The organism is Desulfosediminicola ganghwensis, assembly GCF_005116675.2.
In the GTDB taxonomy this organism is placed as follows: Bacteria; Desulfobacterota; Desulfobulbia; order Desulfobulbales; family Desulfocapsaceae; genus Desulfopila; species Desulfopila ganghwensis.
The window spans coordinates 43288-66320 of record NZ_CP050699.1 but is presented as its reverse complement, the minus strand read 5'-3'; the positions used below and the strand labels follow the sequence as shown (position 1 = coordinate 66320).

Annotated in this window: 20 protein-coding genes; 14 read left to right on the top strand and 6 right to left on the bottom strand. The window is 50.7% G+C overall.

The window, feature by feature from the left end:
- Window positions 1-60 precede the first annotated feature (60 nt).
- Genes FCL45_RS00285 through FCL45_RS00275 form a run of 3 tightly spaced genes read left to right on the top strand, consistent with a single transcriptional unit; the run spans window position 61 to window position 3078 of the window.
- Complete coding sequence (locus tag FCL45_RS00285) at window positions 61-1800, top strand: ABC transporter permease (RefSeq protein ID WP_136795312.1); 1740 nt, start codon at window positions 61-63, stop codon at window positions 1798-1800.
- On the top strand, window positions 1800-2456 hold the full coding sequence (locus FCL45_RS00280) for an ATP-binding cassette domain-containing protein (RefSeq protein WP_136795311.1): 657 nt from the start codon (window positions 1800-1802) through the stop codon (window positions 2454-2456). The genes FCL45_RS00285 and FCL45_RS00280 overlap by 1 nt, the downstream gene beginning before the upstream one ends.
- Window positions 2449-3078 (top strand): CDP-alcohol phosphatidyltransferase family protein, encoded by a 630-nt coding sequence (locus FCL45_RS00275; RefSeq protein WP_136795310.1) that lies wholly within the window; start codon window positions 2449-2451, stop codon window positions 3076-3078. The genes FCL45_RS00280 and FCL45_RS00275 overlap by 8 nt, the downstream gene beginning before the upstream one ends.
- A 94-nt stretch (window positions 3079-3172) precedes the next feature.
- Here the strand turns inward: FCL45_RS00275 and FCL45_RS00270 are convergent, their stop codons facing one another.
- Window positions 3173-4351, bottom strand: coding sequence for an iron-containing alcohol dehydrogenase (locus FCL45_RS00270; protein ID WP_136795309.1), 1179 nt, complete (start codon window positions 4349-4351; stop codon window positions 3173-3175).
- 601 nt (window positions 4352-4952) lie between these two features.
- Between FCL45_RS00270 and FCL45_RS00265 the strand changes: the two genes are divergently transcribed.
- The 10 genes from FCL45_RS00265 (at window position 4953) to FCL45_RS00220 (ending at window position 15821) form a co-directional block, all read left to right on the top strand.
- Entirely contained in the window at window positions 4953-5396 is a 444-nt protein-coding gene (locus FCL45_RS00265; RefSeq protein WP_136795308.1) for an Lrp/AsnC family transcriptional regulator, read from the top strand.
- A gap of 62 nt (window positions 5397-5458) precedes the next feature.
- Window positions 5459-6739, top strand: a complete 1281-nt coding sequence (locus FCL45_RS00260) for an aminomethyl transferase family protein (protein WP_136795307.1) — start codon at window positions 5459-5461, stop codon at window positions 6737-6739.
- Window positions 6740-6766: 27 nt separating this feature from the next.
- Complete coding sequence (gcvH, locus tag FCL45_RS00255; protein WP_136795306.1) at window positions 6767-7162, top strand: glycine cleavage system protein GcvH; 396 nt, start codon at window positions 6767-6769, stop codon at window positions 7160-7162.
- A gap of 3 nt (window positions 7163-7165) precedes the next feature.
- On the top strand, window positions 7166-8500 hold the full coding sequence (gene gcvPA, locus FCL45_RS00250) for an aminomethyl-transferring glycine dehydrogenase subunit GcvPA (RefSeq protein ID WP_136795305.1): 1335 nt from the start codon (window positions 7166-7168) through the stop codon (window positions 8498-8500).
- Window positions 8497-9966, top strand: coding sequence for an aminomethyl-transferring glycine dehydrogenase subunit GcvPB (gene gcvPB, locus FCL45_RS00245; protein ID WP_136795304.1), 1470 nt, complete (start codon window positions 8497-8499; stop codon window positions 9964-9966). Before gcvPA ends, gcvPB begins: the two co-directional genes overlap by 4 nt.
- Before the next feature lie 11 nt (window positions 9967-9977).
- Entirely contained in the window at window positions 9978-10727 is a 750-nt protein-coding gene (gene lipB / locus FCL45_RS00240) for a lipoyl(octanoyl) transferase LipB (protein ID WP_136795303.1), read from the top strand.
- Window positions 10714-11616, top strand: coding sequence for a lipoyl synthase (gene lipA / locus FCL45_RS00235; RefSeq protein ID WP_136795302.1), 903 nt, complete (start codon window positions 10714-10716; stop codon window positions 11614-11616). The genes lipB and lipA overlap by 14 nt, the downstream gene beginning before the upstream one ends.
- A 394-nt stretch (window positions 11617-12010) precedes the next feature.
- Window positions 12011-12538 carry a hypothetical protein gene (locus FCL45_RS00230; RefSeq protein WP_136795301.1) on the top strand — a complete coding sequence of 176 codons (528 nt, stop codon included), beginning with the start codon at window positions 12011-12013 and terminating at the stop codon, window positions 12536-12538.
- 68 nt (window positions 12539-12606) lie between these two features.
- Window positions 12607-13914, top strand: a complete 1308-nt coding sequence (locus FCL45_RS00225) for an anaerobic C4-dicarboxylate transporter (protein ID WP_136795300.1) — start codon at window positions 12607-12609, stop codon at window positions 13912-13914.
- A 38-nt stretch (window positions 13915-13952) separates the two neighbouring features.
- On the top strand, window positions 13953-15821 hold the full coding sequence (locus FCL45_RS00220) for an aspartate ammonia-lyase (protein WP_136795299.1): 1869 nt from the start codon (window positions 13953-13955) through the stop codon (window positions 15819-15821).
- Window positions 15822-16099: 278 nt separating this feature from the next.
- Here FCL45_RS00220 and FCL45_RS00215 read toward each other — a convergent pair whose 3' ends face one another.
- From FCL45_RS00215 to larAH5, 5 genes are all read right to left on the bottom strand, one after another.
- Complete coding sequence (locus FCL45_RS00215) at window positions 16100-17410, bottom strand: TRAP transporter large permease (RefSeq protein ID WP_136795298.1); 1311 nt, start codon at window positions 17408-17410, stop codon at window positions 16100-16102.
- A gap of 11 nt (window positions 17411-17421) precedes the next feature.
- Complete coding sequence (locus FCL45_RS00210; RefSeq protein WP_136795297.1) at window positions 17422-17943, bottom strand: TRAP transporter small permease; 522 nt, start codon at window positions 17941-17943, stop codon at window positions 17422-17424.
- Between the two features lie 77 nt (window positions 17944-18020).
- On the bottom strand, window positions 18021-19175 hold the full coding sequence (locus FCL45_RS00205) for a TRAP transporter substrate-binding protein (protein ID WP_136795296.1): 1155 nt from the start codon (window positions 19173-19175) through the stop codon (window positions 18021-18023).
- A 9-nt stretch (window positions 19176-19184) separates the two neighbouring features.
- The gene (locus FCL45_RS00200; protein ID WP_136795295.1) at window positions 19185-19433 is read right to left on the bottom strand and encodes a hypothetical protein; all 249 of its coding nucleotides are present in this window, start codon (window positions 19431-19433) and stop codon (window positions 19185-19187) included.
- A 179-nt stretch (window positions 19434-19612) separates the two neighbouring features.
- A complete protein-coding gene (gene larAH5, locus FCL45_RS00195) occupies window positions 19613-20872 on the bottom strand; it encodes a nickel-dependent malate racemase, LarAH5 family (protein ID WP_167495618.1) in 1260 nt (419 codons plus the stop codon).
- 563 nt (window positions 20873-21435) lie between these two features.
- Here larAH5 and FCL45_RS00190 point away from each other — a divergent pair.
- A complete protein-coding gene (locus tag FCL45_RS00190) occupies window positions 21436-22986 on the top strand; it encodes a sigma 54-interacting transcriptional regulator (RefSeq protein ID WP_217907633.1) in 1551 nt (516 codons plus the stop codon).
- Window positions 22987-23033: the final 47 nt, after the last annotated feature.

The window sequence follows — 23033 nt, the reverse complement described above, 5'->3', positions numbered from 1 at the left end:
CCTGAACAAAAAAATGTTCTTCTCCACCAGACTCCTGAGGCGTAATTATCGATGAGTTCTGTGGATAAACCTACCGGACCAGGGAGTAGACTGGCGCTTTTTCCCATTCTGACCCTGTCGGCTTTTTGTATCCCCATCCTGATTGGTCTGGCCGGCACCTGGTTACCAGCGCTCGGTTACTTACCGGCAATCGGGGCGTATGATCTGAATGTATCGGTTTTTTTCACACTCTTTCGTGAGCCCGGCTTTTCATCCGCAACCTTTCACACTATCACGACCGGCCTTGGTGCGACCCTGATTGCCCTTGGGCTTTCTCTGCTCATCACCACCCAGATTTACGGATCTGCTCTCTGGCGCCTTCTTGAACGGTCACTGGCTGTCCTTCTGGCTATGCCCCATGCGGCCTTTGCTATCGGTTTCGGCTTCCTGATTGCGCCAAGCGGTTGGCTGGTGCGGATTATCTCACCAGAGTTAACAGGGTTTGAGGTGCCGCCGGGCTGGGCAACCGTGAAGGATGCATACGGAATCAGCCTGACTTTGGCCCTTGCTTTCAAGGAAATTCCTTTTTTACTCTTAATGTGCCTCAGCGGTCTCAATCAGTTGGATATCCGCAGAACACTCTGGGTCGGCCACAGTCTCGGCTACTCCAGGTCCCGTATCTGGACCCGGTTGGTACTGCCGCAACTTTACCCTCATCTGCGATTGCCGGTTTTAGCAGTGCTTGCCTATTCTTTAAGTGTTGTGGATGTGGCCTTGATTCTGGGGCCGAATCTACCGCCGACGTTATCGGTCCTGGTGGATCGTTGGTTTAATGATTCAGACGTGGGGTATCGTCTGTTGGGGGCCGCGGGTGCGACCTGGCTTTTTTTGCTGGTGATGGCGGCAATCGCCGTTTTTCTGCTGGCCGAAAAGATTATCTATCGTTTGAGCAGGGACAGGCTCATTGATGGCAGCCGCAGTTCAATCTCTGAGCGATTCGGTTTGTCGGGAGCGACCGCATATTTCAGCTCTGCCCTGCTGTTACTGGTCAGTCTGCTTTCATTTCTGGTGCTTGTTCTCTGGTCTTTTACGCGGAGCTGGCGATTTCCTGAGTCGTTGCCCGGGGTCTACAGTCTCAGGTTCTGGGCCCGTGGAGTGTCCCAGACTGCTGAGCCGGTATGGATTGCTCTTGTGGTCGGGGTGTTGGCAACTCTCATTGCAGTAGTGCTGGTAATAGGTTGTCTCGAAAATGAGATTGAGCTGGCACGAAAAGGGCGTAGGGCGGATAGCCAGAAGGTCATGTGGCTGGTCTATCTGCCTTTGTTGGTGCCACAGATTGCATTCCTGTTCGGTATCCAGACCATTGCGGTCTTGTTTGGTGTTGAGGGAACCTGGCTGAGCATGGTGGGAGTTCATCTTATTTTTGTTCTGCCATATGTCTTTCTTACGCTTTCTGGTGTTTATAGAGGTTTTGACAATCGTTATACCCAGGTGGCGGTGAGTTTATCCGGTTCACCGCTACGTAGCTTTTTCAGGGTCAAACTGGTGATGCTGGCCAAGCCGATTGTTTTTGCGTTAGCAACCGGTTTCGCGGTAAGTGTGGCTCAATATTTGCCGACGATGTATCTTGGAGCGGGCCGGTTTATGACCATTACCACCGAGACAGTTAGCCTTGCCGGTGGGTCGGATCGAAGGGTTGTGGCGGTCTATGCGCTCTGTCAGTTTTTGTTGCCGATGCTGATGTACACCCTGGCAATTTTTCTGCCTGCCTGGGCCTTTCGTAACAGACGTGCGATGCAGAATGAAAAAGGGGAATGGTGATGACTTTACGTTTGGATGAGGTACAGGTTCATCATAAAGGGGAGCAGCTTTTTGCACCGGTTAACGTGAGCATCGGTGCAGGAGAGATTACCACCATCATGGGGCCGAGTGGTTGCGGTAAATCAACTCTCCTTGGCGCCGTTGCCGGTAATCTGGTACACGGTTTTAAAATTGTCGGTGATATCTTTTTAAATGGTAGAAGATTGAATGATATGCCCATGGAAAAGCGCCGGGTCGGTATCCTTTTCCAGGACGATCTGTTGTTCCCCCATCTTGATGTGTTCGGCAACCTGGCCTTTGGTTTACCCCAGGGCCTGTCACGGACTGAGCGGGAGGAAATTATCGTGCACAATCTAAAACGGGCCGGACTTGAAGAGTTTATCCGGCGTGATGTGGCGACCCTTTCGGGTGGACAGAAGGCAAGGGTGAGTCTGCTTCGAACACTTTTGGCCAAGCCGGAGGCTGTTCTTTTTGATGAACCATTTTCAAAGCTCGATAAACCACTGCGGGCAAGCTTCAGGGAGTTTGTGCACGAGCAGATTGCTTTTCTGGCTATCCCGGCCCTTCTGGTGACTCATGATTTTGAGGATAGTTGTGGTGGTGCGGTGATTGAATTACGCCAAAATCCACAACTGGCAGGAGATATGAATGCTTGATCGCTGGACTACTGGTTGGCTTAAGGGCGGACTGGAGTGCGGAGCAAAGTGGCTCAATAAACGAGGTGTCTCTGCAGATCAGGTAACCCTGGCTGGCTTTCTGGTTGGTATGCTGGCCATCCCGGCCCTGGCAATGGGCTGGTATCTGACAGCACTTGCTTTAATCCTGATCAATAGAATCGCAGATGGGTTGGACGGGGCACTGGCTCGTATCAAGGTCACCACCGACGCGGGCGGATTCCTTGATATTGTGCTCGATTTTATCTTCTATTCCGGGGTAGTCGTCGGCTTTGGCCTGGCCGATCCCGCGGTCAATGGCCTGCCGGCAGCCGTACTGATCTTTTCTTTTGTCGGAACGGGGGCGAGCTTTCTGGCCTACGCCATCATGGCTGAGCGTAGGGGACTGGTAAATATTACCTACCCCCATAAAGGTTTTTACTATCTGGGAGGTCTCGCCGAGGGTACTGAGACAATCCTCTTTTTTGTGGCGATCTGTCTGTTCCCGGCCGCATTTCCGACCATGGCCTGGTGTTTTGCCGTACTCTGTTTCTTGACCACGGCAACCCGGGTGTGGGGTGGGTATAAGACGCTGTCAGAATCGGAGGGATACGGTGAGGAGTGAGGTGGAAGGCGTTGGAGGCATGAAGTTGGACGTTGGAAGTAATTGTGTAGTCACCTCAAGTAACAGATAACGTGTACTTCCAACGTCCCACGGATTACTTATACGCCTTCCTGATTATGGATATGGCGTCATCCAGCGTCATTTCATATCTATCAAGAGTGAACAGAAATCCCATGGTATCGAAAGCGTTTTGCGCTAACTTGGGGATATCTTCCTCGCTGATTCCGTAGTCAGACATCTTCAGGTTGTCCACTCCGCATTTCTTCTGCAGCTCTGCCAGGGCCTCTATAAACAGCAGTGGCTGACGCTCAGGCTCAACACTGTTCACATCTTTACCCATGGCTTGAGCCATCAGGGTCAGCCTCTCTGGTGCCTTATCGGCAAAGAAGGTGAAATAGGCCTGGCTCAGCATGATGAGTCCGGCTCCATGTGGCAGTTTGGGGTAGTAGGCACTTAAAGCGTGTTCCAGAGAGTGCTCTGAGGTGCAGGAAGAGGTGGATTCCACGAAACCCGAGAGGGTATTGGCCAGGGCGACGTTGGTTCTCGCTTCCAGGTCCTGACCATTTGCCACTGCAGCCGGGAGTGAAGTGTTCAGCAGTTCAATTGATTTCAGCGCGTAAATATCGCTCACCGGTGTGGCAATGTTGGCGATAACCCCTTCAGCTGCGTGGAAAAAGGCGTCAAAGCCCTGGTAGGCTGTAAGCTCGGGCGGGACTGTCAGCATCAACTCAGGATCGACCACGGAGAGTACCGGAAAAGTTTCGGGGGTGCCGAAGCCAATCTTTTCGTTGCGCTCCTCGTGGGTGATTACGGTCCAGGGATCGGCTTCGGTGCCGGTGCCTGCGGTGGTGGTGATGGCGACGATAGGCAGCACACCACCTTCAACAGGTTGGCCTTTACCGGTGCCACCACCAATATAATCCCAGTAGTCGCCAGGGTTTTTGGCCATTACGGCAATGGACTTGGCGCTGTCGATGCTGCTGCCGCCGCCAAGACCAATGACAAAGTCACAACCTTTTTCGCGGGCGATCGCCGCTCCCTCCATGACGTGCTGTTTTATTGGATTGGGCAGAATTCTATCGAAAACGACAGCTTCAACCTGTTGCGTGCCGAGCAGGCTGACCACTCTGTCGAGATACCCATTGGCCTTCATGGAAGTGCCGCCGGAAATTACGACCAGTGCCTTTTTTCCTGGCAGTTGCTCGTTTGCGAGTTCATTGAGCTTGCCTGGGCCAAAAAGAATCCTGGTGGGGATATAATAATTGAAATCCATATTCACTCCTTGAGGTTAGAGGGCTGGTGGCGCTGTTAGTGAGCAGACGGGCAACTGTAACGTACCAGAAATAGATATATTACTGATTCAACATGAAATCATGTTCAGTGGTTGGCAGCTTGTCAAGATTTAAAAACCTGACTCCCACATGGATTTATATGTCTGGGTCGACCGGAGGATGGGCTGTAGAGTGCAATAGTGAAAGCAAAATGATATTAAACTATTTCCCGAAAATAGAGTATATTATTAGCCCAATCCGGTTTTTACGGTCAGATTGTTTCTTCCCATGCCTGAGTTTTAAGGGCGCGTTCCGGCAAATCTGCTTCGCCTCCACTTCCCACCAGTTGCAGGTTGCACAGGCAGAAAACCAACGCCTGGTTTTCTTCATTTGCACAGGATAGCTCTACCCATATTCAGGTTCTCTGCACAGTTCGTGCTGTAGTTATAGGAAGATACAGCTGAAATTCAGGTAAACGCGTTGAACATGTCAGAAAAATGCTTTGAAAATACGATATGCGTGAAATTTAACGCTTTAAGTTGACAGTATCTTTAGTTTGACGTAATCTTTTAAAGAGAATAGAGAGAAGTGGGGAGGAATGTGATGATCATCGATGAAATCAATTTGGCAATTATACGTCACTTGAAGGATGGGAGGGTGCCATTCAAGAAGATTGCCGATTTACTTGGTGTATCGGAGGGGACTGTTCGTACCCGTGTCCGTAAACTCACAGACGAAGGTGTGCTGGATATCGCCGGCCTGGTCGACCCTGAAGCTATACCCGATCTCGGGGTAGTTATGGTCGGAGTTAAGGTCAAGGACATGGATCTGGTCAAAAAAGGCGAAGAGTTCAGCAAGCTGAAGGGTGTCACCTCGGTCTGTGTTGTGACAGGGCGCTACGATCTCATCGTAACCGTACTGCTGACCAAGGATTTCACCATGCTCAGGTTTTATACCGAGGAAGTCTCCACTATAGAAAACGTACGCTCAGTAGAAAGCTTTGTGGTTTATAAAAGTTTTAATCTGAAACTGCCCATGCCCTTGTAACGGTCAGTTAGCACCTCGATTGTGAGCGCTGCCGGACCGGGGCCAACTATCCGAGGATCTACATGGACGAATTGAAACGTACCGCTTTGCATTCCTGGCATGTGGAGCATGGTGCAAATATAGCACCTTTTGGTCAATATGAGATGCCCCTCTGGTATCGGGCCGGGGTAAAAGCCGAGCACCTCGCAGTTATTACCGGTGCCGGTATATTCGATACCAGTCACATGGCCGTGGTAACCGTAACGGGTGAAAACGCGAGAGCTCTTCTGCAATTCTGCTTCAGCAAGGATCTCGATCATTGTGTCGGCCTGAAAAAAAATCCACTCAGTACCGGCCGTTGCGTTTATGGAATTTTTCTCAACCAGGATGGTACCACCCTTGATGATGCCATTGTCTACCAGACCGGCGAAACCGCTTATATGGTGGTGGTCAACGCCGGTATGGGAGCCGGGATTGCAACCAGACTCGTAGAAAATAACGGCGAATATGGCGCGGTGGTGACAGACCGCACTGATCGTGTCGGCAAGATGGACATCCAGGGGCCACTCGCTGCCAAAGTGATGAAGAAGCTACTGGCCGACCCCGAAACCGTTTTTGACAAACTGGTCTATTTCTCTTTCAAAGGTGGCTTTGACGATATTTCTTCCGAACAGCCGGTAATCCTGGTGGATGGCACCAGCATAATGCTCTCCAGAACCGGTTATACCGGTGAGTTCGGCTTTGAACTTTTCCTCAGTATCGATGATTTCGTAAAAGTCTGGCGGGCTGTGGCTGAGGCCGGTCAGGAGTTTGGGGTACTGCCCTGCGGTCTGGCTGCACGTGATTCGCTCAGAGCCGGTGCTGTTCTGCCGCTTTCCCATCAGGATATAGGGCCGTGGCCTTTTAAGGCAAATCCCTGGCCCTTTGCCGTAGCCTATAATGACGACGGTAGTGGTTTTACCAAATCCTTTATCGGCAGTGATGCGCTTGCCGATACCGCCAATTACCTGCACACCCTGCCATTTGCCGGCTACGATCCACGGAAAATTGTGGTGGCCGACACGACCTTTGTCACCGATCTTGAAGGGAACCATCTCGGCCGGATTCTTACCTGCGCCACTGATATGGCCATAGGCCGGGTAGACGGCAGAATTTATTCCATCGTCAGCAGTGAAGAAAGCGGCAAACCGGCAGATTTCAGTCCCAAGGGACTGAGCTGTGGCTTTGTGCAGATCAGTGAGAATCTCCCGGTTGGTACGGAGGTTATTTTAACTGATGGTAAAAGAAAGAAAATCAAAGTTGAGATTGTCTCTGACGTGCGTCCCGACAGAACCGCGCGCAGACCGATGAAAGAGATGCTTTAAGCAAAAAGAATTCAAGGAGGATGGCCAATGAAAGAATTAAGTGAGTTGAATCTGCCTGCCGATGTCCGATATTCGGAAGATCACGAGTGGGCACAGGTGACCGGTGACACCATTAAGATAGGTGTCAGCGATTATGCCCAGGATCAGCTGGGGGACATCGTTTTTGTGGAGTTTCCTGAGGTCGGTGACAGCTTGGAAAAAGGTGATGAATTCGGATCGCTTGAGTCTGTTAAGGCGGTCTCCGAACTCTATCTGCCATTAGGCGGTGAGGTCGTTGCCATCAACGAGGCCCTCGAAGATTCTCCGGAGTTGATCAACGAAGACCCCTATGCCAACTGGATCGTAGAAATAAAGCCTGCGGACAGCGGCGACTATGATGCGCTTATGACCGCTGAAAAGTACCTGGATTCACTCAAGGGATAAGCCATGAGATACCTGCCCCATACCGAGGAAGAAATTTCCGAAATGCTGACAGCCGTTGGTAAAGAGACGCTGGATGATCTGTTCTGCACAATCCCTCCCGATTGCCGAAGAGATGATGAGATAGCCTTGCCTCAAGCTATGACCGAGTGGCAACTCGATGCTCACATGACCGAAATCGGTAATATGCTGGAAGTTACCCCCCAGCATAAGGTGCTGGTCGGGGCAGGCAGCTATCATCATTATATTCCGGAAATGATCAGGGCTCTGGCCAGCCGGTCCGAGTTCCTCACCGCCTACACCCCGTACCAGCCTGAGATGGCTCAGGGAACCTTGCAGGGTATTTATGAATATCAGACCCTGACTGCTCGTCTGCTTGGCATGGATGTGGCAAATGCCTCGATCTATGATGGGGCTGCATCGCTTGCTGAAGCACTGCTGATGGGGTTGAGGATCAAGAAGAAAAAGAAGAAGGTCGCTGTTTCCAAAGGTATTCACCCCCATCATCGCCAGGTGGTGAGGACCTACCTGCAGGCCACGGAGTTCGAGATTGTCGAGTTGCCGATTGGTGACGACGGTCGCACCGACCTGAGTCTTCTGGAGGGTGTGGATGATCTTGCCGCAGTCGCCATTCAGTCACCCAACTTTCTTGGGGTGATCGAAGATCTGTCTGGAGCAGGCGAGAAAATTCACGCAATTGATGCAATCTATATCGCTTCCTTTACCGAGGCACTGGCATTCGGCCTGATCAAAAATCCTGGTGAATGTGGTGCCGATATTGTTTGCGGTGAAGGGCAGTCCATGGGGCTGAATCGCTCTTTCGGAGGCCCCGGGCTTGGCATGTTCGCCTGCCGCGAGAAACTCACCCGCAATATGCCGGGACGTCTCGTTGGCGAGACTGTTGACCGTGACGGCAAACGCGGTTTCGTTTTAACCCTTGCTACCCGTGAACAGCACATCAGACGGGAGAAGGCCACCTCCAACATCTGCTCCAACCAGGGAGTCTGTGCCATGATGGCGGGTATGTTCATGGCCACCCTCGGCGGCACCGGTCTGCGTGAGCTTGCCCGGCTCAATCACAGTAAGGCCGAGTACCTGAAAGCGGAGTTGAAGAAAGCAGGAGCAGAGATTGTCTTTGACTCCCCGACCTTCAATGAGTTTCTGGTTCGCTTTTCGTTCGATTTTGAGCCAGTCTACGAAAAATTGTTTGAAAGGGGTTTTGTCGCTGGCATCAATGTCGGTAAATATTATCCGCAATACAAGGGCTGCTATCTCTTCTGTGCCACCGAGACGGTGACCAGGGAAGATATCGATGCTGTCATTCAGGAGGTGTCGCGATGAAACACGAACCCGTAAATGGTCCCGGTACTACTGGTCTGATTTTTAAGGAACCGCTGCTCTGGGAGAAGGGTAAGAAAGGCCGCAAGGGTATGTCGATTCCGGCCTGCGATGTGCCTGCAGCAGAGCTCGATAGTGCCCTGGTTGGCGCTGGTCCCGATTTCCCCGATCTGAGCGAGGTCGATGTGGTTCGCCACTATACCCGCCTCTCCCAGTGGAACTTCGGAGTTGACAGTGGCATGTACCCCCTGGGGTCGTGCACCATGAAGTACAACCCGAAGATCAACGAGAAGCAGGCGGCCAACCCTGCCATTGCCGCAGCGCACCCGATGCTGGATGATCGATATGTGCAGGGAACCCTGAAGATCATGTATGATCTGCAGCAGTACCTGGTCAATATCACCGGCCTTGATGCTGCCAGCCTTCAGCCTTCAGCCGGAGCCCAGGGTGAGCTGACCGGTATGCTGATATTCGACGCCTATCATAAGTCAAGAGGTTCAAAACGTACCAAGATCCTTATTCCAGATACAGCTCACGGCACCAATCCGGCCTCTGCCGCGCTCTGTGGCTATAAGCCGGTGCCGGTGAAATCCAGCGCTGACGGAGTACTGGATATCGATACGGTAAAAGAGCTGATGGATGAGGAGACTGCGGGCATCATGGTCACCAATCCCAACACCCTTGGGCTTTTTGAGACCAATATCCGGGAAGTTGCCGAGATCGTTCATGCCAAGGGCGGTCTGGTCTATGGTGACGGTGCCAATATGAATGCGGTTATGGGTGTGGTGGATGTGAAAAAATGTGGGGTTGATGTTATCCATCTCAACCTGCACAAGACCTTCTCCACCCCGCATGGCGGTGGCGGGCCGGGCGCCGGCCCGGTGTGTGTGGTCGAAGAGCTGAAAAAATTTCTGCCGATACCCCATGTGGTAAAAGATGGTAACAGCTATCGTCTTGATTGGGACAACCCTGATTCAATCGGCCGGGTTCACGGTTACCACGGCAACTACGGCGTGTTGGTCAGGGCATATAGTTACATCCTCAGCATGGGTGGCGAGAACCTGAAGAAGGCCAGCCAGCTGGCAGTACTCAACGCCAACTATATCAAGGAGAAGCTCAAGCCATACCTGCATCTGCCCTACGATAAGCCGTGCATGCACGAGTGTGTCTTCTCCGACAGTAGACAGCAGGAATTGAAGATCACCACGCTTGATATTGCTAAGCGCCTGATTGATTATGGTTTTCATCCGCCGACGGTCTATTTCCCGTTGGTGGTGCCGGGTGCGATCATGATTGAGCCTACGGAGACTGAATGTAAGGAAGATATCGATCAGTTTATCGAATCGATCCTGCATATTCTGGAGGAGGCCAAAACCAACCCGGATCTACTCCACGAGGCACCAACCCGCACCAAGCTGAAGCGTCTGGATGAGACACTGGCGGCGCGTAAGCCGTGTCTTTGCGGGTAGGTAGGAGTGTTATGAACGGCTCATTCTGCAGCCTGGGACTCATGGAGTACCAGGCTGTCTATAAGCTGCAAACCAGTCTGGTAGAATATCGCCGCAACCTAAAGCCCAATGACAAAGAGGCTGGCTGCGGCGATATCTTTTTAGTGGTGGAGCACCCACCCGTCTACACCCTCGGCCGACGTGGCGGTAGGGAGTTCCTGATGGTTTCAGATCAGTTCCTTGCCGAGAAAAACATCCCGGTGATACCGATTGAGCGTGGCGGTGTGATTACCTATCACGGGCCAGGGCAGTTGGTGATCTATCCGATTATCCACCTGAAACAGGCCGGCCTGACAGTAACAGAGTATGTTGAAAAGCTCGAAGAGTTGATGATTCATCTTGCTGCCGGGGTGGGAGTGACTGCCCGCCGCGACGAGCGCAATCATGGGGTGTGGGTTGGTAATAAGAAGATGGGCAGTATCGGTATCGCCATCCGGCATGGTGTCAGCTTCCATGGGCTGGCCTTGAACGTCAATCCATCGCTTGAGCCATTCGGTTGGATCAATCCCTGCGGCCTGACCGGCGTCAGCATGACTTCTCTTGCCCATGAGGTTGGCGGCGAGGTGACTATTGACCGGCTGACTCAGAGCCTTCCCCAACAGTTAGAGCGAATTTTCCCACATACATTTACAGAAATACGCCCGGATCAGCTTCCTTTGTCGAAGACGGCAGAAGAAAGCAGAACGAGTTCAACAGAGGAAAAATGTAATGGCAGGATGTAATAACAAGGGCGGGATCACCAGGGGCAAGCCACGCTGGCTGCGCAGAAGTCTGCCCACTGGTCCGGAATATGAGAAGATGCGCAATCTTCTCAAGAATAACCATCTGCACACCGTCTGCCAGGAAGCACAATGCCCGAATCAATACGAGTGTTACTCGGAAGGCACTGCTACTTTTATGATTTTGGGGGAGAGATGTACCAGGAACTGCCATTTCTGCGCTGTTGAACATAAGCCACTTACCCTGCCGGACCCTGATGAGCCAGGCCGGGTGGCGGAGGCCGTTGACATTCTTCAGCTCCGATATGCAGTGATTACCTCTGTAACCAGAGATGATCTGGAAGATGGTGGTGCGACTCTTTTTGCAGAGACCATCAGCGCGGTGCGCATTCGCAGGGAAAAGACGCTTATCGAGGTGCTGATACCAGATCTGCAGGGGAATTGGCAGGCCTTGAAGACCATTACCGACTCCAGGCCTGATGTGCTGAACCACAATATGGAGACTGTATCCGAGCTGTACCCCCGGGTGCGGCCGGAGGCGATTTACCAGCGTTCTCTCGAACTGATTGCTGAGGTGAAGCGACAGGACCCCCGGATGGTGACCAAATCGGGCATCATGGTGGGGCTTGGCGAAACCCCTGATCAACTCATGAAAACCTTTGATGATCTGCTTGAAGCTGGTTGTGATATCCTCACACTGGGGCAGTATCTGCAACCTTCAAAAAATCATTTGCCGGTGGAACGGTTTGTTGAACCCGAAGAGTTTGACCGACTCGGAGAACGGGCACTTGAACGCGGTTTCTCAGGTGTTGCTGCCGGACCTTTTGTACGCAGTTCCTACCAGGCCGAAAAGCTCTACCGCAAAGTGCGGCGCAGGTTCAAAGCCTGCTAAAAATATCCTGTATTGCCAGACTGCCTGATTCACTTTGCCGTGTGAGTCAGGTATCCCCTTCCCATATGCGACTTCCCTGTCGCCTCTCTTCAAGTCCTGCATTGTGGCTTTATCCTCATAATTTTTCTAAAAAAATTGACTAAAAGCTGGAGCGTAATACATAATAAATTGTATTGCCTTTTACCATGTTGTGTCTGTGTAGTGTGAGTTCAGGTTTTAAGAAACAGTAACTTCACATCTCGTCGGATAACAGCTGCTGGTGGTGATTACACCACCAGCAGCTGTTCGCTTGGAAAGTTGTGCGCTTTCGAACGATTCCAGCAGAGAGATGTTTTTGTCTATTACAGTAACCAAATTCATCCCAGCAACGGGAACAGATTCAGGAGCGAAGCTTATGGGAGATATGCGTCGAATAGCAGTGGTCGTACTACTTGTCGGCCTTCATATGGCAGTATTATGCGGCGGACCGAGTCAGGTCCATGGAGAGGAATCAGGCATTATAACCGGTACCTGGGTAGCGAACGGTAGAGCAACCAATATGGTTCTCGGAGAGGAGAGAACGGCCTCTTTGGTGCAGCTGGCAGGTCATGTCAATTTAAAGGAGCCAGTGATCGGCTCAACTGATTTCTGGGGAAAGTGTATAGGTCTGGCCGATAGTGAAACAGGTGGTGATGTTCGCTGTGTCTGGCGGAGCCTGGATGGTTTTGAAATTTATCTTCTGCTGGATACCGAGCCATTAGAAGAGGGCAACAGGGTCACAGGAGAGATTATAGGCGGTAGCGAAAAAGCGAAAGGAATAACCGGTACTATCGAGTTTGTCTGGTCGTCACTTATTTTCCAGTCTATGGACAACATTACCACTATCGGCGGGTATGCCCGGGAGATGAGCGGCAGTTATGTGCTGCCGGCGCAAGAGCAGTAAACGGGTGTGAGTAACAAAAGTTATCCAAGTTAATTTACCAAATACTCAAGAGATTTTGTGGGGATATTATGTGGATTATTGAATTGCTTGTTGTGCTGTTTTTTATCTGGTTGGGGGCACGGATTGGCAGTATCGGTATTGGCTTTGCCGGTGGTTTTGGTGTGCTGACTCTGGCGGTGGTTTTCGGTATTGAACCTGGTGCCATTCCCATGGATGTTATTCTGATAATCATGGGAGTGATCGCAGCAATCGCAGCAATGCAGGAAGCAGGCGGACTCGATTATCTGGTTTGGCTGGCTGAAAAAGTATTGAAGGCAAACCCCAAATACATCACCTTTCTGGCACCAGTTGTAACGTACGTAATGACCATGTTTGCAGGAACCGGGCATACCGCTTTTTCAACCCTTCCTGTTATAGCTGAGGTAGCCAAGAGGGAGGGAATCAGACCTTCCAGGCCGCTGGCCATCGCGACTGTGGCCTCACAGATTGCTATAACGGCCTCACCTATTTCCGCCGCCGTGGTATTTTTTGCAGCTGAGCTTGAAGGGGTCGGGGTAGATTATCTGCAATTGTTGAGCATCGCTATTCCCAGCAGCTTTATTGCGGTAATGGTCGGGGCATTGGTAACAAATTTTCTTGGTAAAGAACTGGCAGATGACCCGGTATATCAGGATAGACTTGCCAAGGGGCTGGTGTCTGACGAATCGGCCAGTGACAAGGGGCGCGAAATAACCAAAGAAGCAAAAAGGTCGGTGTTGATCTTTTGTGTGGCGATTATCGGTGTAGTCTTCTATGCCACGGCAATCAGTCCCATGGTGGGGTTGATCAAGGAGCCTATCCTGGCTCGTGATCACGCCATTATCACCTTTATGCTCTCAGCGGCGACGCTGATCACGTTACTTTGTAAGATCGAGGCAAAAAACATCCTCAATGCCGCCACCTTTAAGTCGGGAATGAGCGCCTGTATCTGTGTACTTGGTGTGGCCTGGCTGGGCACAACTTTCGTGGCAGCCCATCTCGATGAGATAAATATCTTTGCCGGAAATCTATTAGAAGCAAAACCCTGGCTGCTGGCCGTTGTGCTCTTTTTTGCCGCCATGCTGCTCTATTCGCAGGCAGCTACAACCAGAGCCCTGATGCCGGCGGCACTGGCTCTGGGAGTCAGCCCTGTCGCAGCTATAGCGGCCTTTGCCGCAGTGAGCGCGCTTTTTGTGTTGCCGACCTATCCGACTCTCCTGGCGGCAGTTGAGTTTGACGATACAGGGTCAACCAGAATCGGAAAATATGTATTTGATCACCCTTTTCTAATTCCAGGTGTAGTGACCATTACAGTCGCAGTCGCTCTGGGCTTTCTGATCGGTGGTGTTGTTCTGTAATTATTATGAAATGGAACTCTTATTAATAGGAGATGTACATGCAGATTGAGCAGGCGATTTTTCAACAGGTGAAGAAGGCTACAGGCTTGAACAAGGAAGAAATCCGGTTCTTTTTTGAAAAGGGAGAGCGGAGGGAGTATGTGGCCAATGAGTGGCTCTTTCAGGAATCGACACCAAGGCAGTGGGCTGGAATCCTGCTCGAGGGCAGGGTTGAACTGGTTCGCGGGCTACATGGTGCTTCACGGCATATAGCGACGATGGTACCCGGATCCCTGATAAGTGAAGGCGCATTTTTAGAAGATGATGCCCACAGCAACGGCGCGTATACCAGAGAAGGTGCGGTGGTGTGGCGTATCAACCGCAAACAGCTGGATGAGTATAAAAAGTCGAAACCAGAGATCTATTTTCGCATTGTTGAGCGCGTGGCAGTGGGAATCAACAGGAGGCTCAAGGTACTTTCAACCCGCCTGTATGAGAACCAGCACGAGATTGCCGAGATGAGCGGTTTCAGGCTTGAGAGTGACTCCCTGGGGCAGCGTGAGATTAGTGATCACGCCTATTATGGAGTGCAGACCCAGCGGGCAATGGAGAATTTTGCTATTTCCGGCGTGTTGGTTAAAAATTTCGATCATTTGATTGAAGGGTTGGCCATGGTTAAAAAAGCGGCAGCAATGGCCAACCATGAACTGGGTATGCTTGATGAGAAAAAGGCGGGGGCGATCTGCGATGCATGCGAGGAGATTATAGCCGGTAAGCTGCACGAATTTTTTACGGTGGATATGTTCCAGGGCGGTGCCGGTACTTCGACCAATATGAATGCCAACGAGGTGATTGCCAACCGTGGCCTGGAGTTGCTGGGCAAGCGGAAAGGTGAATATCGTTACCTGCACCCCAATGATCATGTCAACTGTTCCCAGTCCACCAACGATGCCTACCCGACGGCTATCAAGCTTGCGGTATTGCTCTCGAATCGAAGTCTGATCAGAGCCATGGAAGATCTGAAAAATGCTCTGGATGAAAAGGGGAAGGAGTTCAGCGATGTATTGAAGATGGGGCGTACCGAAAATCAGGATGCGGTGCCGATGACGCTGGGACAGGAGTTCAGTGCCTATGCGGTGATGATCGAGGGGGCGATCAAGTCCATTGAGCGCGCGGCCTATGCTCTGCTTGATATCAATATGGGGGCAACCGCAATCGGCACAGGGATCAACTCGCCTCCAGGTTACGCGAACCTGGTGACTGAGAAGCTGGCAGAAGTGAGTGGTTTTGAGCTCAGAAGGGCGAAAAACCTGGTGGAAGGCACACAAAATGCCTCTATTTTTGTGCAGATGTCTGCCAATCTCAAGCTGGCTGCGGTGCAGATCTCCAAGATATGCAATGACCTTCGCTGGATGTCATCCGGTCCGCGTTGCGGCTTGAATGAGATCAATCTGCCGGCCATGCAGCCAGGTTCATCCATTATGCCAGGCAAGGTCAACCCGGTTATCCCGGAGTTGGTGAACCAGATCTGTTATCAGGTTATGGGCTACGATATGGTGGTTTCCATGGCGGCGGAGGCGAGTGAGCTTGAACTCTGCATGGCGGAGCCGGTAATTGCCTACGACCTGCTCCACGGCATGATGGTGTTGAAAAACGGCTGCGTGACTCTGGCCGCCCGTTGTATTTCCGGGATTGAAGCTAATCGGGATGTCTGTCGCGGATATGTGGAAAACAGTATTGGCCTGATCACGGCAATGGTGCCTGTTATCGGTTATGAACAGTCTGCGGCAATTGCCAAAGAGGCGTTAAAGACTGGTGCCAGCGTTTATGAATTATTGCTGGAGAAAGAACTGCTTTCGCAGCAAGAGCTGGATGACTTGCTAAGACCGGAGAACATGACAGATCCGAGGGAAATACCAGGTAAGTAGTAACGGACACGGCCAGCCATAAAGTGCCTGCCAGTTCCTGGTTGGATTGCAATGCTACTGTAATAAAAAAGCCCGTTGAGGAGGGTCCAACGGGCTCAGGTATTCGAAAACTGTTCAGGGGGCGAATAGATTCCGAACCCTGTCCCCTTCCACAAATTTCTGGTCAATGGAAGGAAAATTCTCTGATTTTAAAAGTATAGCGTTCTATATACTTCTTCCTGCCGTCATCCGGCCCCTGCCTGAAGAAGGTTACAGATTATCACTTATATAACTCCCGGTCAGATTAACCACATGGTAATAGGTGGTACAAAGGCAATGATCAAAACCACAACCAACATCATCGCCACAAAAGCAAGGGCATATCGCGATATCTCCAGCACCGAGGTCCCGGTAACACCCGACACCACAAAGAGGTTAAGCCCAAGTGGGGGAGTGATAAAACCGATACCCAACGCAGTAATCATAAAAATGCAGAAATGGATCTCGTGCATACCGATCTCCAATGCGAGTGGGAGCAGCAGCGGCGAGAGGATAACAATATTGGGTGTTGTCTCCATAACACAGCCGGCAACCATAAGAATAAAGAGCATGATAAGGATGATCAGTACTTTACTGGTTGTGAGTGAGGTCATGAAGAAGACGAATGCCTGTGGTACCTGTAGAGAAGCCAGCACCTGAGCCAGAGGATGGGACATGGCGATGATCGGGATGATAACACCATTCACCTTGGCCGATGTCTCAAGCATTTCAGGAAAATCAGCGATCTTCAGAGTACCCTGCAAGAAACCGATAGAGATGGTTGTCATTACTGCTATGGCAGCCGATTCGGTGGGGGTGAAAATGCCGGAATAGATTCCACCCAGGATTATAAACGGAATAAGAAGCGCATAACGACCATCATAAATTGCCGCCAGCCAGTGTTTGAAGCTGAAGCCGATATTCGAATTTTCGTAGAGCTTAAATTTGTTGACGATCGTGTTGGTAATCATCACTGAGGTCAGTATCATCACTCCCGGTACGGCTGCGGCAAGAAACAGGGTCGAGGCGGATATTCCAAGTACCAGACCGATAATGATATAGGCGATGGAAGGTGGAATCAAAATTCCGGTACAGGCGCCGGCTGCCACCAGTGCACAGGCGTAACCCCTCGGGTATCCTTTCTCTACCAGCCTGTGGATGGTGATCCGGCTGATTGCTGCGGCATCGGCGGCATCAGAGCCGGAGATACAGGCAAAGAAACCACAGCCTAAAACGGTGGATGTGCCCAGGCCTGCCTTCTGCCAGCCCATGGTCGCTTCAGCGACATTCAGGAGTTTGTTTGACAACCCTGTTCGAACCAGGACATCTCCTGTCAGGATAAATAATGGCACGGCAATGAGGGCGAATGAGTCTATGCCCTCAAATAATGCCTCTCCCATCAAGGTGGGGGGCAGAACTCCGGTGGTCAGCAGCATCACCAGTGAACCGAGCCCGATTACGACCCAGATCCGAACCGCCATCAGGATCATGATCAGCATTCCGATGACGGGTAGGTAGAATTCCCATCCCAGTGATATTACAGGTGCCTGCATCAAGTGTTCATAATACATTTCCTCTACCCCTAATCAAAAAGTTTGTTTCCTTCGAATACTGGTCTTCCAGCCTTCAAATCACTAATATCCCGCTTCATCGATTGCAGAAGGCGGACAACCATCATGGAAAATCCAAGAGGAACCGATGCCAGAAACCAGGCTTGACTGATCCGTAAGCCGTGGGTGACGGAGTCAAAATGAATGGAGGTAAGCACAGGTTCCATAGACCAGTAAATAGCGAGGATCGCCAAAATCAGGGTGATAATATCGCCAAAGAGAAAGATGAAACCGCGAATCCGCTGGGAGAACAGGGGAAGGAGCACATCAATGCGGATGTGAGCCCGTTCCTTAATCGCAGACGAGGCACCAATCCAGGCCACATAGATAAAGGCGTATCTGGCAACTTCTTCCGCCCATATTGATGAATAGGAGAGTAGAGAACGCCTGAGCACTTCTATGGAAATCGTGAGCACAATTAAAGTGTAGAAAGGCAAAAGTAGGTAACGCTCACCATTCTTGTCAATTTCTCTAATAATTTTATTAAATTGCATACACCAGCCTCAATTCGCTAATCGGTGAAGTGACAGGTAGAATGCTTCTACCTGTCACTCCGAGATGTTACGTGTTTTTAAATGTCGTGAACGTAGAAGTTGTTATAGGAATTCGCTGCTTCCTGCAATTTATCGAAATTGGCCAGTGAGCCGACCAGTTCCTTCTTGATTGCATCCCAGGCAGGCAACTGGGCACCAGCCTTGGCAACCCATTGCTCAATCTCATCCTCGGTGGGTACATAGAAGTCGACACCGGCTTTGGCCATCTCGGCCATGGCATAGTTACGTGCCGCGGGCACCTTGGCCAGGTTCTGCCTGCTGGTAATCTCTGAGGCGAATTCGATACCTTCCTGAACATCGATTGGCAGGCTCCTCAGCCATTTCAGGTTACAGGAAAAGACCTGGGAATCAGGTACTGCAGCGTTGAAGGTAACGCTTGAAAGGATTTCCTTAAAACCGAATACCAGCAATGCCTCAACAGATGGGTCGAGGGCATCTGCTACACCCTGCTTGATGGCAGACGAGGTTTCTCCCCAGGCGACCGGGGTGGGGTTGGCGCCAATAAGTTGATAGAACTGCTGCAGGATTTTGGAACCTGGTACCCGAAATTTGATACCGCGCAGCTGGTCCGGGGTTCTGATCGGGCCGTCGATGCCCTGGCGAACGGCAACGGTGCGTGGATCGATACATACATACCAGAGTGCCTTGAACCCCTTTGCTTCAATTTTAGGATCCAATTCCTGTTTCCAGGCATCAGAGGTAACGAGATTTATAAACTTCTGGTTCTCGCCACACCAGTAAGGGATGTTGATAACGTCCGCTGCCGGGGCAAAAGGAGCGAAGTTGGCAATGGAGTGTTGCGCGGCCTGGATGGTGCCCGCCTGAACCTTCTGGACCAGCGCGCTGCCTGCACCCAGCTGCCCGCCCGGAGCCAGTTTCACGTAGACCTGACCGTTGGTGGCATTCTGGATGTTTTCCTTGAAGTCGAGCTGCATAATCGGGTATGTCCGTGACGCGCCGAGTCTATAGGCTGTGGCCACATTCATGGTGTACTTTGCCGTCTTCTGGCGCTCTTTCTCCTCATTGACAACCTGAGCAGAGGCCTCTTTGGAACCGAGTACACCTGCTCCCATGGCAACAACTGCGGCGGTAAAACCAGCTTTAGCAGTAATTTCCATGAAACGGCGGCGTTCTACTGACTTTGGACCATCGGTTAGCTTTTTCTCACTCATAATATCCTCCTACCCTTTTAGTTTTCGGTTTTTCAAAACCGCTTCAGAATGTAACGCGGCAACGATAAATGCTATGGATGCCGTGAACAGCAGCAGGAATTCACCCACATTGCCCAGGTGGAAAATCTCCCATCCGTAAACAACTGATGCTTTTCCGACCAGCACGTTCAGTACGTACAAGCCGAAAGAGATAGCAAATAGAATGACACCTACTTTCCCAACGTTGGATTGTTCAGCTTTGTCTTTTTCGCTTGTCATTTTTCCACATATTCATTTTAGAAATACGCCCCAGAAATTTATAACTTACGAGCCGAGTATGAGCGCAAGGGGTACAACGTCACGCTCTTAATGCCGGTTACACGACCTCGGTCGACCTCAATGTAAACGTTTACATTTCAACGCCAATCATCTACCAATAACCCATCGGGACCTAGCTTTTAGGTGCGAAAATAGGTTGTCCCGGCGTCGGTGATTACGCCAATTTTTTTGGTGTCCGTATAGCTTTCAAGCCACTCTGCGATAACCTGCGATGGATTGGCGGCCCGCAGGTGGCATTTTTTCAGGATTCCCTTGTCGAGATTTGAGTAAACTGCCACATCAAATTCGCAAAAGGTCCTTCCAAAGAGATAGGCCTTGGGCGCTTCCATATTGAATTCCTGCTTGCGGAAATCGGCCAATACCTCTTCGGGAGTTGTGAACTGAGAGACGTAATCAAAATAGATATCCTTGCCGTCTCCTTGGGGTAACGCTGTTACCAGAAAGATATGTCCACCGGGCTTGACTGCCTGGGAGGCGAGATGCAAGCCCTTTTGTGCAGTGTAAAGACTGATGTCATTCGGGTACCCGCCGCAACCTGCAACAACAATATCGAATTTCTCATCAAGAGTGACGCCATATAGATCCGCCGCGATTTTCGCCCCTTTGGCCAGATTGTCTGCTGGTGGTCCCGCCAATATTTCAACGACTTCTTTGTTGGGGGCCAGAACAACATCGACTGCGAAATCAACATCGATCAAGCGTCCCGCTTCATCCAGATCTTCACGCACAGGATTGCCGTGTAGGAGACCAACCCGGGCGTTATCGTCGAACATCAGGCTGTGATTATGCTCAATGGTGGCCGCATTGCTGCATCCGATGACCATGCCTGACATACTATCGGTAAAGCCGGCAATCTGATGTGGTTCTATTTGACCCACAACGATTTTATAATCTCCGGATGCAAACGCCTGGTTGAGATAGACAGGAGTGCCGTTTGAGGTGCGCCCATAGTCGGCGACCTGGCTCTTGCTTGCATTATGGCGAATGATTTTACAATTGCTGATGATATGAGCCGGAACGAGTTTGCTTATATCGGTCTGCGCGTCTTGCGACTGCAGGCCACCGCCTATAACGATGGTAATCCGCCCAGGCTGTAAATAAGGAATAGAGCTGAGAAGCCAGTCATACAGGCCGGCAAGTATTTCCGACGTTGGTAATGCCCGGGTCTCGTCAGGGATTGCAATTGCGGCACTGAACTCTTTATTGCGGTGTTGCATAAAAGAGGGATGGCACGGTTGAATTGCGGCCAGAGCATTCTGCAACGCCTCCTGAACTGAGGCTACAGGAGTTCTTGCCTGTGGTTCCAGAATCGTCACTTCTACCATCTCTGGTACGTGTAATTCAATTTTCCCGGTGCCGTATTTGAGTTCAATGTCCATTCGTATCCTTGGGTAAATATTCAAATATACATTACAAATCCTATGCCACATTGGAGAATGCCGTGAGTGACCTGTTATTACACGGTAAAAAGAATATCGCGGTAGGTTGAAGAGTATGAAACCGAGTTTAATATTGGTCTTCGAGGTGAATATTGGACTTGAAAATTGGTCACAATCGAGTAAAGATCTTAAACATTAAGGTGCATGATTTGGCTTCATGCTTTGAAAATTCAGGTGAAACATACAACCGGAAACATCTTCGGTCCTAGCTGCGTCAGGCGTGATTGAGCAGAGGGCGATTTGGGGTATATCAGCACAGCTGTTAAAGTGTTTGCTAATGTTCTTGATCTCCTCAATGACTCAATCCGGTGAGGGGGAGCTGCATAGTGGCCGTTGAAGCTGTGCAGCCGGAAATCTGGCTGCAAATGCGCAATGCTTGTCGGTGGAGGAGGTTGGTCCTTGAGATAGGTATCTCACCAAGGGCGGATTATCTGTCGGCTTTTCACAAAACAATAGCGCCGGAACCATCAAACTCGAGCAGCCTAACTACAAAGGAAGCCAGTATGAAATGGAATGCAGAGACCCGCTATAAGCTGATCCTTGAAATCAACAACTCCATTGCTGCCCGCAAGAGTCGGGAAGGGCTATTTAAATCCCTCTCCAAAGAGTTGCATAAACATTTCAGCTACGACCGTCTGTCCATTAATGTCTACGATCATGACAAAAAGGCCATTGAATATTTTGCCAGTGCGGTGGGAGTTCAACCCGGTGGTCATGTTAATGATCGAGCGCGATCGCTCGACCAGAGCGCGATAGCACGAATTGTTATCTCGTCCGGTCAACCGGCAATTTTTGACGACTTGACCCAATATTCAGATATCAGCTCAATCCGTTACCTGGTAGAGGCGGGCCTCAGGACTACTCTTGCTTATCCGTTAATTGTCAGGGAAAAAATTCTCGGCACACTCCATTTCAGCTATATGGAGAAGCCACCTGCGTTTACGGAATTGACCGAGTTACTTGATGCCTTGTCCAGGCAGATTGCCATTGCGGTGGACAATATGCTGGCTTATACGGCGCTTAGGCAGACCAATCAGCATCTGCAGAAAGAAAAGGAATATCTGTTGACTCACAGCCACGATTATCAGGTCGACGGCTTTTACTACGGTTCCCAGCGAATGAAAGAGGTTGTTGAGACAATAGAACAAGTTGCAAATACTGATGAAACGATCTTACTTACAGGTGAGACTGGTACCGGTAAGGATTTCCTGGCACGTCTCATCCATGAAAAAAGTCATCGAAAAAATCATCTTCTCGTTAAAACCAATTGTCCCGGACTGACTACTTCACTATTTGAAAGCGAGTTGTTTGGTCATGTCAAAGGCTCGTTCACCGGAGCGGACAAACAGAGGTTGGGTCGCTTTGAACTTGCAGACAAGGGCACAATATTTCTGGATGAGATTGGGGAGTTGCCTCTGGGCTTGCAGGCAAAGTTACTGCAGGTTCTACAGGAAAAAAGATTCGAAAGGGTAGGGGAGAGTTCTTCAACACCGGTGGATGCCAGGATCGTAGCGGCAACCAATAAGGATCTCTTTCAGTGTGTGCAGGATGGCGAGTTCCGACAAGATCTGTTTTACCGCCTTGATACCTTGACCATTAAAGTGCCTGCGTTACGCGAAAGAGCTGAAGACATACCGATTCTGTTGAAAAGTATTACCGCCAGTGAAGCTGAGCGAATGCATAAGGCTCCACCGGTTTTTACTGACGAGGTTTTCGCCCTGCTCAGCGGGTACTCCTGGCCGGGCAATATCAGGGAGCTGAAGAATATGGTCAAGCGCCTCATCATCCTCCAGCCCGGCAAGCGTGTCAGTGCCCACGATATCGAGCGAATGTTTCTGATGAGTACCAGTGCACCTGCCCGGTCGACGCAACTGGTAACCAGAGATCAGGCGGAAAAGGAAAATATAATCAGAGTGCTGAAAGTTACGAAGGGCATGGTCGGTGGCAAAAAAGGTGCTGCGAACCTGCTCGATATGCCTCGGTCGACGCTGGTATACCGCCTCAAGAAACTAGGGATAAATCCTGAATATTACAGGTATGCGGTAGTTGATTGACCGTTCTGCATCTTAAGGCTGTTCCTTTTGAGGGATCGGGCCTTCTT